Annotated in this window: 19 protein-coding genes; 4 read left to right on the forward strand and 15 right to left on the reverse strand. The window is 36.3% G+C overall.

The window, feature by feature from the left end; all coding sequences use genetic code 11:
* Window positions 1-6 precede the first annotated feature (6 nt).
* The 10 genes from MA_RS13465 to MA_RS13515 all read right to left on the reverse strand — a co-directional run bounded on the left by MA_RS13465 (window position 7) and on the right by MA_RS13515 (window position 6,368).
* Complete coding sequence (locus MA_RS13465; protein ID WP_048065446.1) at window positions 7-246, reverse strand: hypothetical protein; 240 nt, start codon at window positions 244-246, stop codon at window positions 7-9.
* Window positions 243-548 (reverse strand): hypothetical protein, encoded by a 306-nt coding sequence (locus MA_RS13470; protein ID WP_011022551.1) that lies wholly within the window; start codon window positions 546-548, stop codon window positions 243-245. Before MA_RS13470 ends, MA_RS13465 begins: the two co-directional genes overlap by 4 nt.
* Window positions 545-916, reverse strand: coding sequence for a hypothetical protein (locus tag MA_RS13475; protein WP_048065447.1), 372 nt, complete (start codon window positions 914-916; stop codon window positions 545-547). The genes MA_RS13470 and MA_RS13475 overlap by 4 nt, the downstream gene beginning before the upstream one ends.
* Window positions 913-2,946 carry a hypothetical protein gene (locus MA_RS13480; RefSeq protein WP_157860229.1) on the reverse strand — a complete coding sequence of 678 codons (2,034 nt, stop codon included), beginning with the start codon at window positions 2,944-2,946 and terminating at the stop codon, window positions 913-915. Before MA_RS13480 ends, MA_RS13475 begins: the two co-directional genes overlap by 4 nt.
* Before the next feature lie 80 nt (window positions 2,947-3,026).
* The gene (locus tag MA_RS13485; RefSeq protein WP_011022554.1) at window positions 3,027-3,263 is read right to left on the reverse strand and encodes a hypothetical protein; all 237 of its coding nucleotides are present in this window, start codon (window positions 3,261-3,263) and stop codon (window positions 3,027-3,029) included.
* Window positions 3,264-4,103: a hypothetical protein gene (locus MA_RS13490; RefSeq protein ID WP_011022555.1), complete on the reverse strand. Its 840-nt coding sequence runs from the start codon at window positions 4,101-4,103 to the stop codon at window positions 3,264-3,266.
* On the reverse strand, window positions 4,103-4,516 hold the full coding sequence (locus tag MA_RS13495) for a hypothetical protein (RefSeq protein WP_011022556.1): 414 nt from the start codon (window positions 4,514-4,516) through the stop codon (window positions 4,103-4,105). Before MA_RS13495 ends, MA_RS13490 begins: the two co-directional genes overlap by 1 nt.
* Window positions 4,517-4,531: 15 nt before the next feature.
* On the reverse strand, window positions 4,532-5,182 hold the full coding sequence (locus MA_RS13500) for a hypothetical protein (RefSeq protein WP_048065448.1): 651 nt from the start codon (window positions 5,180-5,182) through the stop codon (window positions 4,532-4,534).
* Between the two features lie 5 nt (window positions 5,183-5,187).
* Window positions 5,188-5,670 carry a hypothetical protein gene (locus MA_RS13505; RefSeq protein WP_048065449.1) on the reverse strand — a complete coding sequence of 161 codons (483 nt, stop codon included), beginning with the start codon at window positions 5,668-5,670 and terminating at the stop codon, window positions 5,188-5,190.
* A 314-nt stretch (window positions 5,671-5,984) separates the two neighbouring features.
* Window positions 5,985-6,368 carry a hypothetical protein gene (locus MA_RS13515; RefSeq protein ID WP_048065451.1) on the reverse strand — a complete coding sequence of 128 codons (384 nt, stop codon included), beginning with the start codon at window positions 6,366-6,368 and terminating at the stop codon, window positions 5,985-5,987.
* Window positions 6,369-6,692: 324 nt separating this feature from the next.
* On the opposite strand from MA_RS13515, the gene MA_RS27060 reads away from it, so the two are divergent.
* The 3 genes from MA_RS27060 to MA_RS29815 are packed head-to-tail and all read left to right on the forward strand — an operon-like array spanning window position 6,693 to window position 7,521.
* Complete coding sequence (locus MA_RS27060) at window positions 6,693-6,842, forward strand: hypothetical protein (protein ID WP_157860230.1); 150 nt, start codon at window positions 6,693-6,695, stop codon at window positions 6,840-6,842.
* On the forward strand, window positions 6,839-7,129 hold the full coding sequence (locus MA_RS13520) for a hypothetical protein (RefSeq protein WP_011022561.1): 291 nt from the start codon (window positions 6,839-6,841) through the stop codon (window positions 7,127-7,129). Before MA_RS27060 ends, MA_RS13520 begins: the two co-directional genes overlap by 4 nt.
* Complete coding sequence (locus MA_RS29815; RefSeq protein WP_226990875.1) at window positions 7,129-7,521, forward strand: A24 family peptidase; 393 nt, start codon at window positions 7,129-7,131, stop codon at window positions 7,519-7,521. Before MA_RS13520 ends, MA_RS29815 begins: the two co-directional genes overlap by 1 nt.
* 141 nt (window positions 7,522-7,662) lie before the next feature.
* On the opposite strand, the gene MA_RS13530 is transcribed toward MA_RS29815, so the two are convergent.
* From MA_RS13530 to MA_RS29430, 3 genes are all read right to left on the reverse strand, one after another.
* Window positions 7,663-8,238: a site-specific integrase gene (locus MA_RS13530; protein ID WP_011022563.1), complete on the reverse strand. Its 576-nt coding sequence runs from the start codon at window positions 8,236-8,238 to the stop codon at window positions 7,663-7,665.
* A gap of 353 nt (window positions 8,239-8,591) precedes the next feature.
* Window positions 8,592-9,668 carry a hypothetical protein gene (locus tag MA_RS13535; RefSeq protein ID WP_011022564.1) on the reverse strand — a complete coding sequence of 359 codons (1,077 nt, stop codon included), beginning with the start codon at window positions 9,666-9,668 and terminating at the stop codon, window positions 8,592-8,594.
* 233 nt (window positions 9,669-9,901) lie between these two features.
* On the reverse strand, window positions 9,902-10,033 hold the full coding sequence (locus MA_RS29430; RefSeq protein WP_282678812.1) for a hypothetical protein: 132 nt from the start codon (window positions 10,031-10,033) through the stop codon (window positions 9,902-9,904).
* Window positions 10,034-10,340: 307 nt separating this feature from the next.
* Here MA_RS29430 and MA_RS13540 point away from each other — a divergent pair, with 307 nt between their 5' ends.
* Window positions 10,341-11,837, forward strand: coding sequence for a hypothetical protein (locus MA_RS13540; RefSeq protein ID WP_011022565.1), 1,497 nt, complete (start codon window positions 10,341-10,343; stop codon window positions 11,835-11,837).
* Window positions 11,838-12,544: 707 nt separating this feature from the next.
* Here the strand turns inward: MA_RS13540 and MA_RS13545 are convergent.
* On the reverse strand, window positions 12,545-13,030 hold the full coding sequence (locus MA_RS13545) for a hypothetical protein (protein ID WP_048065452.1): 486 nt from the start codon (window positions 13,028-13,030) through the stop codon (window positions 12,545-12,547).
* A 368-nt stretch (window positions 13,031-13,398) separates the two neighbouring features.
* Window positions 13,399-15,420, reverse strand: coding sequence for a hypothetical protein (locus MA_RS13550; protein WP_048065453.1), 2,022 nt, complete (start codon window positions 15,418-15,420; stop codon window positions 13,399-13,401).
* Between the last annotated feature and the right edge of the window lie 360 nt (window positions 15,421-15,780).

The following is a 15,780-nucleotide window of genomic DNA, read 5'->3' on the forward strand; positions in this document are numbered from 1 at the left end:
CTCCTTTTAAAATTTATACGTATCTGGTTCGTCCTTCGTTGAGTGAAGGAGACCGTAAACGATTATTCCCACACCTAGAATTATGAATCCTGTATGGTAGCTTCGTGTTAGGGTTGATATAGCCCATTCTGGGGCCCCCCATGAGACCATGATATCCAGAAAACCCATTATGGGCTCAGTCAATACGAAATAAGTTAATAGGGTTGAAAGAAGCCCTATTATCACCATTATCCAGACCCAGATCAAGAATTACCCCCCTTGAATGTCATGAATAACATCGATCCTGTGGCTGTTGCCAGCAGCATTAAGATAGCTACTCCGAGTGTTTCCGGGAAAGCTACCCCGAAGGCTGCAGTAAACAGAATTCCGCTGATCAATGGGATAGCTATGTCCTGAGATTTCAGGTACATCATGAAAACGGGGATGATCCCGAACAGGACCCAGAAGTAGTTACCCATGATGTTAACAAATGGGGCTACGCAGAGCCCGAGGAAATCGAAATCTTCCCCGTTTATGAAAGGAGCTATGAAAGTCTCGTTATAGGTCATGAATTACCCTCCAGGCTCCACTTTCCTAAGAACTGCAGTATTCCCACCGCGTATACGATGTATACCCCTATTGCGAAAATACCCGTTAGGACTTCGGGCATACCGACCTCTCCGAGTAGGAGGATTAGGGTTATAGGGGCCAGTATCAAAATTTTTGCTAACATGCCTATAGCCCTGGGAAAATCTCCATAGATATACATAGCAATATCCGCGTTACTGTAAGACAGGTCAGCAGGAGCCATTGATTCAAAATCTTCAACTGACATTGGGACTGTTGCTATTTCTACGGGCAAAATATCAGCAGCTACAAAAAACGCTACTGACAGATTGACAAAGATTAAGAATAGGGCAATTGAGTATATTTTCATGAATACCGCCCCCGTAAAATCGCTATCAATCCAAGCACTACTATCATTGAGAGAATTAGTATTCCAATGTGGAGCATTCCGACAGCATACAACCCCCCGGCAAATATTGCTGTTATGAATGCGCCTGCACTGGCAGATTTTGCCCCGAATAGTAAGCCTATTGTAAACAGGATAAAAACACTTATCATGTTAGACCATTTGTCTGAAATTCCGAGGTCTATGATACTGTTTTCCCCTCTGACATATTCAGTATGTCTTAAAGTGCCTCCTGTGGTTTCTGCTTCGATTACTATTTTATACTGTTTTGAGGGGTCTGCATAGTAATATGTTGCAGATCCTGCAGGAGCAGAAGAGGACAGAGAGTAGACTACACTCGAATTATCGTCATATATTGTGTAGCTGAAAGGTTCAGTAAGAGAACCCGCAGGAGCGAACCAGTTCAAGGTTATACTTTCATTAGTTTTGGTGAATGTGTAATTGAATCCCCCGTAAGTGTCCGAAGCCGGGATCAGTTCGACATCCCCGGCTATCAGGCTTACTGTTTCATCCTGTACTGGTGTATAGGACCCTACCCCCCGAGTATAACCAGTTGAGGAGATTAGTTCGAGGGAGTAACTTGTATCAGTAGTGAGATAGACCTTGTTAGATCCTGATGCATCGAAATAACTATCTGATATTGTTATTCCGTCTCCTGTATCTGGTTTTGTTATTTTTAGCCGAGTTTCCAGATAGCTGAATTGATTAGTATAATCAATCAAGCTGAAGGAGATCAGAGAAGTTGAGGTATTAGAAGAAAGATAAGCTGTGATGATATCCGGGCTATCTATTACAAGAGTTCGAGGGGAATAACCGCTTGAACTAATTGTTGCTATGTATTCCCCTGTCAGGACCTCAGAAGAGTTGAAGCTTATAACCCCTGAAGAGGTTGATTTTGAATAGCTGTTAGTGTCATTTTGAAGTATCACGGAGAATGAAGTCAGATTTACTAATGTGTCCTCATTTTTTACGAAAATTCCAACATATCCCGGTGTTGGAGTAGCTTCCTCTATCGTGAATGATACCGGGGTTGCTCCCCATGTACTCAGATCTGAATCCCATACCAGAACACGCCAGTAGTAAGTACCAGGGTTTAGACTGAGCTCCTGAGTTGTTTCTGATTGAGAAATGTTGTACCAAAGGGAGTCAAAATTTGAATCTGTCCCGAATTGGAAAATATAATTAGAACTGATGTTTTCCCATTCAAAATTTACAGTGTTGAAAGGTTCTTCTATTGGTATTGATTCCCCGTTTACCGGTGAAATTACTTCAGGGCCGTTGTTAATGAGTTTTGATATTTCGATATCGTAAGCTGTAGATGCCGTAAAGGTGTAACTAAAAGTAATTATGCCTTCAGAGTCTGATACTGATTCGCTTACACTGTTTATTGTTGCTGTTGCTGAGTCGTTATCTGAGTATCCGGACCAGTCGATATTATCAAATTCTGCCCGCAGAAAATAAGCAGTATTGGAAGGAGTATACGAAAATTCCGATACTGCTACCCCGTAATCGAATGTTTCAGAGTCTGACGAGATGGGTTTGTTATCGACCCAGATAAGAACGTCGTCTACTGCACCGTGATAAGAGCTCAGTGCGCCTATATTAACCACTTGTATAGAAATCCTATCAGTGCCTGCTGGAGCTATGAATGACCCTGAAAATTGTTTCCAGTTTCCGGCTGCAAGACCTGTATCGAGTGTTACTGAAGATGTGGATATTTCCACCCCCGAGGAGTTACGGAATATAATATTGAGCTGCCCTGTACAGACAGTGTTAGTTATTTCGTTCCACCAAAGGGTATAGTTTACTGAATCTCCTTCATGGACATCATAAACAGCCTGCGTGACATAACTTGAAGAACCGCCAGCTAATTCAGCCGCATAAGTCCCACCGTGAGGGTTTGCTGAGTATTGGGATACTGTCCCTGCTTCACCCCAAGAGTTTGCATTTGAGGAGCTGGCCCAACTTTCGAAATCATAGTTTGCTACTTCCATAGATGAAACAGAGGTTGCATTTGCTCCATGAATTGAGATGAGCATCAGACAGAAAACAAGGAAGTAGGAAAATAGTTTCATCAGAAACCACTCCCTTGTTTCTGACTGTTGAGGTATCCGTACAGGCAGCAGGCACCTAGACAGCCCAGAGGGGAATATTTCCAGCAAGTCCAAAGAATTCTTACTGCAAGGGCTGCGTCGTCTGTCCCTGTGTATGCTGAGGCGTAGAGGGCTGCAACTACGTCATATGTGCAGGCATAGAGGAGGCCAAAGAAGCCCATACAGAGCAAAATTACAATCCAGTTATAGGCTGCCATTTATTCAGCCTCCAATTTTTCTTCAAGCTGAGTTTTTAGCTCGGAGAAATCCAGGTTTACCCCGAGGAGCTTGTTTATTCCGTCTTTTTCTTTCACTCCTGCAATACGTTCAAGTACTGATTCTCTGTTAGCCCTTTTAGCGTCGATGTAGTCAGATTCTATTGATTTTTCCATTGCTGGGAATTCTTCTATGAAGTCTGGCTTAACTATTTTGAAAAGCTCTTTAGGGCTTCTGAATGCGAATTTTGCTTTTCTGTTCAGGCTGAGTTTTATTATTTTGTCTCCGCTGAAATAGGCATAAAAGTGCTTATATTCTACTTTGTTATCGTATGGGTGATACACTTCTGTGAAAGTATACAGAAGTGATTTAACGCGACGTTCCCGGATATCCGGGACCACGTCCCAAAATGAGGGAGATACCAGGACATCAAAGTGATTTGAAGCCCTTTTGATTTTGAAAATTTCTTGTGCGTCTGCGCTGTTTTTTGAGGAGTGCCTTTGAGAGAAAAGGACCGTTACGGCTTCGTCGTACCAGGCTACTTTGAAAGGAGTGTCCTGAAATTTTGTATAAAATTTGAGGAAACTATGAGGTCCATCTCTGAATGAGTATATCATAGACTCATCTATGGAAAAATCAGGGTCTAGTAGAGAACATACATGAGAGGATAGAGTACTTTTTCCTGAGCCTTCAGTACCGGTTACGAAAATGACCCAATCTTGGTTAAGGGCTTTACAGTGTCTTTTTATGTTTTTAACGGTTGTTTTTAGGAAGTGCATTTCCTCTTTTTCTTTTTTTTCCTGCTGCTGCTCTGATGCCTGCAGCCGTGCAGCCCATGACATTATACCGACCTCTCCCAGGCTGTAGCGGGATTATAGAAGTTTCTGATTATTGCAGGATCGTATATCCCGGCTGTTTTCATTGCTGCAAGATATTCCTCGAAGAGTGCCAGGAATTTACTTGATGTTTCAGGAGTGAGGACCAGATCTTCAGAGAATGATTCTTCTACATGAGTTATGAGGGGCAGGTCATTTTTGGAGAGCATCCCCGCAGTTATATGAAAAACTTTAAAGAAAGTGTTTATAAACTGCTCCCAAATTGTTTTGGAGTCCGAGTTAATCCCATGAAATCTAAGGGCTGTGAAAAGGTCCCCCATCAAATCTATAGTTTCGATTACTCGGACCGTTATGTCAAATCTTTCAAGACCTTTGAAGCCCGCACTTTGCTGTTTATAATTGTCGTCGCCATACCCCATTTTTATAGATCCCCCTTAGATTTGCATGCTTGAAACAGAAGCCTGAACTGATTCTGCTACAGAGGAAACCCCGCCTCCCTGGGTCATGCTGTAGGCTACGCCTGCGGCGATCATAATCATCATGAAAATGATAGCGTAATTGAACAGTTTACCGATGTCGTTTCTGTTACTGGCAAGGATTTCGGCTACTTTGTGTTCTATCCGGCTGTTGACGTAATTAGGGGTTACGTTTGCAGAGTACCTATAAAGGGCTCTTGCGTCGTATTTGTCAATGATTCCGGCAGTTAATGCGGCTTCTGCAGAGTCTTCCAGGGTAGTGTATACTTCTGCGTCAGCTTCTTCGAGTTTCTGCGCTGCTTCTGTTGCTGCTTTTGTTGGTATTACTGATATGTCTACATGTCCGAGTGCTACCGGAACGCCATTAATGAGGAAAGTAGAGTCTTCAGTCGGCAGGAATGACCCGTATTTTTTGTTTTTGAAATGGCGGTTTGTTGCGATTATTTCGCGTTTTCCTGACTGAGTTTGGAGAATGATAACCATACCTTTACTGAGCTTTGCCTGAATGTACGGGAGGGCTACAGGGGCTGTAATTATTACATAGATTGCTATTGACCCGAAAATCATAAGGCCGAATATGAAGAGAGAAAGAAGCGCTATAAGATTCATAAAAATCACCTGCTGAAGAACTTTCTAAACCGGTTCATCATTCCGCCTGAACTGTTTAGAGGCATGTTGTTTCTGAAGTCGCTCTGCATGTATGTCTGGTTGATTGATGTTGCCATGAGCTTTCTTTCAAACCCGTCTCTTCCCCTTGTAAGCTCGGCACATAGGACGTTTCTTAGGGCTGTGAATTGATATTCCAGATCCCAGGTATATGCCCCTGGGGGCAGTCTCATTAAGTATGCTGTTTTGAAATCATCGAACCTGAGCATCATCATTTTGATGTCTGTTTCTGTAAAGTTTGCGACTGCCATGTTTTTAACGAAAGATGAGAAATGAAGGTGAAGATCTTTCGAAACCTGGGTTTTTAGTTCGTCTTTGTTCAGTAGTTCTTTTATGAAGTCTATCTGATCGTTGTATAGACGCTGTGGTCCTGTTGGGATATTTTGAGGGATATATCCCTGAGATTCACCCCCCTGTACTTGATCGTTCATATTCCGAGTTCCTCCGGACTTTTTAGATAAATAACTAATGTTAGTATTATTCCGACTACTGCAAGGAGAAACCAGAAACAACCTAATGCTAATGATTCCCAACCCTGTAGTGCAGAGAGTTCTAAACCGCTGTCAAATGTGACCACCCGGAAGGAAAAACCGAACATCATTAGATTTGTGATCACTGAGCATAAAGCGGGAAACCCCGCGACCTTTGCTTTCGTAACGCTCCAATCATACAGCGCCAGAAAGAGTAGAACCAATGAGATTATACCGAAAAAAATATACAGTGAGGAGAGCGTGGGGCTCCCTCCTTACTGTCTAAGATACATCACGATGCCGATTATGACCACAGCCGCGAAGACAGTCAACCCGATGGGAAGGAGGTTCATAGCTCCCCAGGTTGTAGACTTCATGGCGGCTATGGATTCATTTGCCGTGTCGTCGGTTCCGATGATATTAGGGAAGACCTGGGAAAGGATCATCATGCCTACGCCCATGACCACGGCCCCAATTACAAGGGAGATGGAACCATCTACAAGTCCGATGGCTTTTTCATCTGTCATGAGGCTTTTCTCTTTTTCCATCTTTCCTACTATCTTCCCGGCTTTCTCACTGTCTTTTACAGTAGCTGCGATAAGCCCCCCACAAAGCAGGGCACCAACTTTACCAAGACGTCTTAAATTCTTTAAACTCAATCTACCACAACCAACCCCGGTCTAAAATTGACCGATTTTTTACAAATAAATCATTATATGTTGATATATTTATATGTTTGCATTATTTCGAACAGATCGACATATACAAACATATCATTGTATATTGATATGTTAATACGTATACGTCATTTTGAACAAATAGATCGATAATATTGGTTTGTTAGTGGATAGTTGAACAATTACGAAGATATATTTTCTAAAAATAGTAAGTGTATGAACGAAGGATATATATCAACGTTTGTTTATATGTTGTATTGTTGTATTGATAGGACGGCCCGCGAGGGAAGCCCTGGAGGTAATTGGATGGGAGATAAAAAAGAGAATCTGGAGGTGCTGAGTATGCGTGTCCCGAAGGGGCTGAAGACTCGGCTGGGATCGAAGGCAAAAAAGTATGATACTGATATGACTACGCTTACAAAAATGATATTAAGCTCTGCTTTAGACCAGATATGAAACCTATAATTTTGATTATTTTTGGGATAGTTGGGATACTGGTTATCCTGATGTTTGCGGTTCATGGGGAGACTGAAATTTATGAGTATGATTATAAGGAGTCTGTAAATGGTTCGTATTTTGGATCTGATGAAAACGTTTTGGTGTTAGAAGGAGATGAGGGGGAGTTATGGTTATACCCTGCAGAGAATGAGACAGTGTTAGAGCCTGGGGACAAAGTCCAGGTAATGATAGAGTATAACTATAAAAATCCAGAAGGGAGCCTAATAGGAATTGAAAAGTTATGATGAGAATAATTCTTATTTCTCTGTTTTTGGTTCTGGCCTGTTATACGGATTTGAGATACAGAAGAGTAAGTAACAGATCCTGTTTTTTGATGTTTGTTATTAGTGTTCCTTTTATAGTGCAGTTGATTTCTGTCAGGTATGTTATTACAGTGGGTTTGATTTTCCTGATTATTTTTTTTGCGTTTAAAAAAGGATGTTTTGGGGGAGGGGATGCAAAAAGTTTGATTTTGATTTCGTTATTATTTCCGGACCCTGTTTTAATTATATGGATTATGTTTATTTCTTCTGTTATTGTAATTGTACTTTTTTTGTTAAAAAGAGTAGGAAGAGATACCCAGATACCGTTTATGATACCTATTTCTGTTAGTTTCTGGGTTTTAGTTTGTTGTTAAAATAATCCTTCAGTTTTCCTTTAAAACTTAAGGTTATTTCATGTTAAGTCGCTTTTTTGTATATCTGCGTATAATACCTATAAGCAATTGTATAGAGTTTCTGTTTTAAAATATCTTCATCCTCGGCTTTCAGTTCTATACTCATATTATCGCCTTCTTCCTTATTGCATCCTGCATTTCCCCAGGTGTAGGCGTACTATAATGCTCTTGAATAACTGCAATAGTATCCCCTGTCAACTTAGCCACCTCTTCAACTCTCCAATCAGCTTTCTGACAGAGCTTAATACAAGTGGCTCTCAAAGCGTGGAACGGTCTTTCTTCAAGGCCTGCCTTCCTACAATATTCTTGTAGTCTTCTATGGCAAGTTCTCCCAGAATACGTAATCAAGAACTTTTCTTTTTTATCGCGAGAATTTACAAGAAGTTTGATAAGTCTCATCATCTCTTTAGAGAGAGGAACTTCGTGAATTCTGTTTTTCTTGTGTTCAAAGAACTGCATCTTTCCGGTGCCGTCTGATAACTCAGTAATATCTGAAATTCTGATTCCTGAATTGTGTTTGGCACTGTAGCCTAAGTCTTCTCTGCGGATTCCTGTGGAAATTGCAAGCTTTAGCATGACTTCATCTTCAAGGTTATCTATTACTTCTTGGAGTTTAGCCCATTCTTCAAGGAGAAGAGCTTTTTCTCCGGTTGTGTAGCGAGTTCTTTTTTGAAGCATGTTACCTCAGCACAATAGTGTTTGTTTCTTCAAGTCGTAGATTTGACTACATTCTTTTCCACTTAAGTACCGTCAAATTTGTCCTATTTTACAAACATATAGGACAGAAGATTATTAAAAACTTTCTGCTTTATATAGTATTCAAGATTTTCAGGAACCAAGGTTTAATTTTTGTCCTTATCTATGGGGAGTCGGACACAGCAAAAAAAGAAAAGAGACTTAATAGTTTTTCAAAGGGTCCATAGAAGGCCCGAACTTGCAGAACAAAAAAGAGAAAAAAAATTCAAGAAAACTATCCAACAGTGGTCTTGACGTTAATATTATAACTAATGGTTTTTTGCTTGGAGTAAATTTTACCGTAATTTAGATGCACTGGCCTCTAAAAGTTGGATATAACGTAGAGTAGAACGTATGATTGAGTAAACAGATATGGAAAAAGACAGGAAAAATAATAACACATAGATCTCGTTGTTTATGTCCAATAGTACAGCTACTAAAAGCAATATAAAGGGTAAATAAATAATACCTACGCTTATATATTCACTTTTTATTTTTTCAAGTTCTTCCTGCGCCTCTTTTTTGTTTACTCTCTTATATTTCAAAAGTTGTATAAACCGTTGGATTAAACGTGTGATCAGATTAATGGGCGGGGCGCAAGATAGTAAAAATAATAATACAAAGATGGTGTTCTGAACTATATTTAATATTCCACCTATTATGAGCAATATAAAGGGTGCATAGAGAATAGCTGCATTGATAAGTGTACCTTTTACTTTTTCAATCTCTTCCGAAGCCTCTTTTTTGTTTACCCCTAAAATATCAATTTCTCTTTTATAGCTACGCAAATGTTGGATATAACGTAGGACAGAACGTATTATAAGATTAATAGACGGATAGCAAGACAGTAAAAATAATAATATGAAAATATTGTTCTCATATATATCCAATAATATACCTACTAAAAGCAGTATAACGGGTAAATAAATAATACCCACGCTTATACATTCATTTCTGATTTTTTCAAGTTCTTTATGCGCCTCTTTTCCATTTGCTCTCTTATATTTTATAAGTTGTATAAAACGTTGGGTTAAACGTATGATAAGATTAACAAGCAGGACGAAAGATAGAATAAATAATAATACAAAAACGGTGTTCTCAATTATATTCAATATTTCACCTATGATAAGCAATATAAAAGGTGTATAGAGAATAGCTGCATTGATAAGTGTATCTTTTACTTCTTTAATCTCTTCCGAAGCCCCTTTTTTGTTTTCGACTTCCCATGTTTTAAGTCCTTCATGCTGTTGTTTTTCAAGTGATTTTTTTTTAGGTCTCGAATCTAACCAACCTTGAACTTTAGGAGATAAAAGATTTGCAATTATAGCTATAGGGATTCCAACTATTATGCTAATCCAGACATCTAAAGACATTCACAACACCTGAACTAAAAACTATATCTCCTGATTTTTATTTATGTTTTAGGTAATGTTTCAGATAAGAGTATCAGTTTTCAGAGTCCTTTCATACTGTTTAAATCTTTTCTTTTTTATCTGTTATTCTAATTACCCCTGCATGAATAGCTCAGAAGCCCGTCTAAAGCCCGAGAAAGGCTTTTCTTTTTCCTTCAGCTTTTAACTAACTTTGGTTCTGATATCTTGCGAGTTCACAGGAGGGATCCCGAGAAAAATGCTTTAGCTGTTCCTTTCTGGAAAACACTTTTTCCGGATTTTGCAACCACACCAACAAGGGCCCAGGTCCAGCCCTCCGGGATCTGACGAAGGGCGCAAATATCCATTATGGGGACTACCCCATAGCTAACCCAGATTTTTTTAAGGGCCTGAATTGGCAGGAGCCAGTTTATGACTTAATCTCAAATTTTTCAAAATCTACTAACAGAGTATTTAAGATTTGGAGCATCTGACGCGTTAGAAATGATCAAAACCTGAAAAAATCATAGGTTTTACCGTAAAACCTGTGCATAAAATATTGATCCATTGACAATATGAGATTTATCGGTGTAAGCTTATGAGAATCGTTTGTTACCGAAGACTACACAGAACAGAATTAGCACTAATTAAATACGTAAAAGTTATTCTTAATTTATGAAAAAATATATAAAGAATTATGAATGGGAACTTTTACAAGACAACCTGAAAATAGATGACTTGAAAATAGATGACTTGAAAATAGATGGAACTTGTCCAAGCAGTTACATTCCGGAGAATATAAAAAATGTAGAAATATATAGAGATGATTTGTATAATCTAAATGTTCTATTAACTGCAACTGAGGACTCTAAAAGTGATAAGAGAACATTAGTAGCCGACAAGATGGGAAAGATATTTACAACCAATATAAGTAGATTCCGAGGATCGCAAGAAATTGAGTTAAAAAACTGTTACATATCAAGTGTTAAACGCATATCTACGAAGAACTCATTTGTAGAAGAAGTAAACTTAATAATCCCAATTGGCGAAGTTAAAATTAAAAAGAAATCCAATACAGAACCGATTTTCTTAATTGACTGGTATTTAAATGGACCCGAACAGCATGTATTTCCCAGATTTACTAATAGAGAGATAACGCTTAATTATGAAAGGATAAGAAAGTCAACAAATGGATCTGATATCTGTTTTAAGTTTAATGAGCCATTGTCTCAAGGCTCACTTGATTTTGCGTACATTAACACTGGAAATGTTAAATTCCTAATATCAAAGGTTAACACAGATTTTGGTCCTAGTTGGTCGAAAAATATTGGAATTGAATTTAGAACAGAATATGGGATAATTCCAGATTTAGAACAAAGAAAAGTAATTAGTGAAATCATAAGTTTTATTTTTGGAAAACAACTTATTCATGTAGGATATACCGTGTATGGGGCTAATGGAGAAATACTTGAGCAATACTCAGCTTCACCTCACATTGATAACTTGATCTATTTATGTCAAAAACCAAATGAAAGTCCAATATATTTAAAATTGAATACAGCATTCAATATTGAAAATATACTCAATAAACTTATTCCTAATTACTTGATACTGCGCGACGAATTAAACCTTGAAAAAGCTCTTCTTCTTTATTGGACTGCTCTAAACACTCCAATAGGAATTGATTTACCTATTTATTCTAGTGCACTCGAATTAATTGTGAATAGCTGGTTCAAAAGTACTAAATCTAAAATTAAAGGATTGTACATGGAAAAACAGGAGTTTGAAAGGTTATTGAGTGAAGAGCTATCAAAAATTGAAGAAATACTTATGAGTAAGGAGTTTGGAGTAGCAATCGCAAATAAAATGAAAAACTCAAATCAGATGTCAGTTAGCGACCGGTTTACATATTTTTTTAAAGAAATAGACCTTAAAGTAGGAGATATAGAAAATAAGGCTATCAAAGCTCGCAATCCTTCAGCACATGGAAGCGCTAAATGGAATGATGAGTCTTTTGAAAAAATGAATATAAATGCACAAGCTTATAAAACTCTCTTAAATAGAGTGATATTAAAACTATTAGACTATGAAGAATATTACATAGATTGGTCTACTCACAATAGTTCCCCAAAAAAAATCGATGTACCTTTGGGAGGAAGAAGAGTCAAATAACGTAACTTTCTTCCGTTAGCTGACCCATATTTTTTATAACTTTAATAAGAAGTAGTCAGGTTTCTGATCTATATCTTGAACCTTTTTTAAATATGCTAACAGAGGATTGAGATTTGAGCATCTGGTAGATTTAGAAATGTCAAAACTTGAAAACTTACATAGGTTTTATAGAAAAACCTGTAGGTTTTTACATCCTATTTTCGGCAGGTAACTTGATTTTTTCCAAGTATTTTTATTGATAGCGTTTTTGTGGGAAAACACATTTTCTTCCACATTAAACATTACTGCAAAAATGGTTCGTTACTTATATAGGACGTAAGATTTGAGTCATATGTTAACCAGCTTCAAGTATATTACAAATTTGCAGAATGTTTTAAAAACAATATCAGCAAAAATATTTAATTCATAATGTCGACCTGCCGAATATAGGTTACATGAGCCTCTGCGCCGGATGGTGTGAATATCAAGGATTTCTTTTATTTTAAGAGCAAATCTACAAAAGTGCACAGCTTTTACATTAAAACCTATTTGTTTGAGCTATTTATGCAGGGGTAAGCTTTTTGAAAAAATTAAAAATTATGGTAGGAATACGAATTCCCTAGAACTGTCATCTAAGGATTTCGTGGGTTAAAATCCCATCCTTGCACTAAATTTATTAGAGTTGTTGAAGATTAGATGTTACTTCAACAATTACTCCATTTGAAGTCTTAAAGCTCAGGGCTTTTCCATAACAGTGTTTCTTTGAGCTTGCTTTGGAACAATTGGGGATAAGCATCAGAAACAGGTATTAAATGAATTGTTTCTGGATATCTAGGGTCTTCACCAATACCCAAACATATGTACACTTTTTTTCCAGTAGTTTTCTCTACATCTCTATATCTATCTAATTGCCATTGTTTGCATATTTCACAAACGAGTTGCCCTTTATTGTTCTTGAAAAGACCATTTCGATATTTAGCCTCAACCCAAAATTCTTCTCTGGTTCTTTTATCTCTAAAAAGAAAATCTGGATTCAGGCTTCTTTCTTCGAACCTTTCTTTGTTCGAATCAAAATCTCTTGTCATTTCTACAAGATCAAATAACATGTCGGTAAATATCTCATTGGATACAAAATTTTCAAATCTACTGCCTTTAATTTCAGGCCTTTTACTTTTTCCAGTTACATCTTCAAATAATTCTCCAAAAAAACCCATGTTTACACCGTTCTTTTATTAACCAATCACGAAATATATAAATAAACGTAAACATCACTTTTTGAATGATGGATGTGACTCAAAGGCAATAGTTTATTGTCATATATTTTTCTTTACTTTTTAAACCGCTAACTCTTTTACATACCTTTCACATCGATTATCAATGGGATTATTTGAATATATATTAGTTATATAAGTACTTAGTTTTTTTCTAAACTCAACTATTCATTTATTAGTTATCCACAAGCATGAAAAGTTACTATTATGCAAACAAAACATCTTCTTTTTCTTTTCCATTAATGCACAGCTTTTAACGTAAAACCTGTGTATAAATATGCAGCGAGTTTAAAGAAGATTTTATACGCTACCTAAATATTTTGTAGAATACCCAATTTTTCGAAAAACCTTTGATGACGCTTTTTAACGTTACTTAAAACTTCGTCAAATGACAGAATCTCTACATATGCATTAAAATTACTACTGTAACCGTAAAATCCAGAGTCATCATTTAATTTTTTAAAATCTTTTTTGAATGCGATATCCTCAATTTCTGGAGTGATGTCGCATATTAAATAACAATAGAATCTTGTTGAGTTACTTGTTTTGATTATTCTTTTATTATCGTTTAGTAAACTCTTGCCTTTGATTTCTTTAATTATATCATACATTTGATCAATTGGATCTCGATCGTAGTAATTATCTCTCATTGGTCTTTTGAATTCTATTATTTCAATTGATGTTGCGGATTTATTTTCATCGCCATCAAAACATATCAAAATATCCGCTCTAGAATCATCCTTAGATGTGGAGAATTTCTTATTCTCTAAATCGGACACTGCAATCTTATGGTATTCTAAATTTTCATTTATTATCCAAAGATTAACATTTTCATAAGGCAATTGATCTGAGGTGAATTTCCTAGGAAAGATAAGATCATGTACTATATACTCAGTTTCATACTTGCCTTTCTTGCCACTATTTTTATTAAATTGTATTTTTTTTTCTAATGTATCTATTATCAGTTTCCGCCAAATCATATATTTTGCTAAGTCTGCAGAGTTTACATATGACAAATCTTCAGTAACACGTTCATATTTTTCTGTTATATCTTTATAGGTAATTTTTTGAGTTTTTGTATTTATGTTTATAAATTCTTCAGCACGTTTTTTAGTTTCATATTCTAATAACCCTTTGTATTTATAAAAAAGCTGATATAATTCATCATCTGTATCATTGATGTTGACTTTATCGTAAATTTCTTTATAATAATATAGTAAGTATCTAAATGGTGGATTTCGAGATACAAAATCGTCAACTTTGTTATGTTTCTCCCTTTTAACTTTTTCAATATATTCTTTTAAATATGAATCCGTCTTTTCAAGAACTTTGTCTATTATGTCACTTTTGGGAATTTTATTTTCAAAATGTGAAGAAAGGTCCCTTTTATCTGGGAGATTAAACTCGGTTCTAGCCGTATTAACGTAATCATCTAAATATTGACTAGACACATATACAGAGTAGTAGAATTGATCGTTATCTTTGTCTATCAAATCTGTACCTATATGATCATCAAGGGGATAAAGTTCTACTTCTCTATTTGTTGCGCACAAAACAATATTATTTTTATTATTATATGTAAAACGAGTTTTTATATGGACAATATTAAACTCATGCCCTTCAATTTGAATGGATTCGCTTTTTTGATCTAAAATTATTTCACTAAGTAATCCATCAAGAGGATAACTTTTCTCATCGATTAAAATTATTTTTGGTGCAGTTTTATTTATATAATAAAAAAAACAATGGCTCAGGGTTCTCAATGCAATAGTTTTTGATTTCTTCCATGCAAGATCTAATTCTCGATATTCTGGCTTAAAATTAATTAATTTTACAACCGTTTTATTTTGGGTATTGGGATCTATTTCTATATCAGAAATTACATCTATTCCATATGATATCGAAAAAGTAAATTCTCGCTGTTTTTTAACTCCATTCTTGTCGATATAAACGCTTTTAATCTCTGCTTTCTCAAATGCTATTAACCAAGAAAATCTGCCTATCCCCTTTCCTCCCCTATGAAGCTTATAAATACTTTCTGAAGTGCAGAAAGAGTGGAAATTATCTTCATTAAATCCAATTCCATTGTCTTCGATCTCAAAAGAAACTATTTCTTTATTTTTCCTATCTACCTTTCCATCAGTGACATTCGCTTGACCTGCTCCTCTTTTTACTATAATTCTTATTGCCCCGTTGTAAGTTGAATCTTTTAAAAAATCCTTATGATCTTCAATAGCTTGAATTGAGTTAATAAATGCCTCAAAAACCGGTAAGTATGGGTTTCTTTTAATATCTCCAAAATTTTTAATTCTTCCTATAAGATCGGTTTCCATTGCATACCGTGTCATATCTACATCTAATGACTTATTACTACTTAACTTTTAAAGTACAGGTTTAAATAAAACCTAATTAGAGTTTCATCCTGATTTTGACGCGGATGTACTCTAAGAAGGGATTAAGGGTAGTGTGCTAACACAGATTTTACAATAAAACATGTGTATAGAATTTTAACTTTTATTGTCTTACTTGGTTGTAAAATACTGTTTACTTATAATTTGAGCTCATCCCAAAACCTAATACCATGAAAACCCAAATGTTGAACATATATTTTAATGACTACCATCAGTGGATATTGTTTTTATCTAAATTGATGATCCATAATTAAGTTTTCATGGTATTAGTTTTAATCCCAA

This window comes from Methanosarcina acetivorans C2A, assembly GCF_000007345.1.
Lineage (GTDB): Archaea > Halobacteriota > Methanosarcinia > Methanosarcinales > Methanosarcinaceae > Methanosarcina > Methanosarcina acetivorans.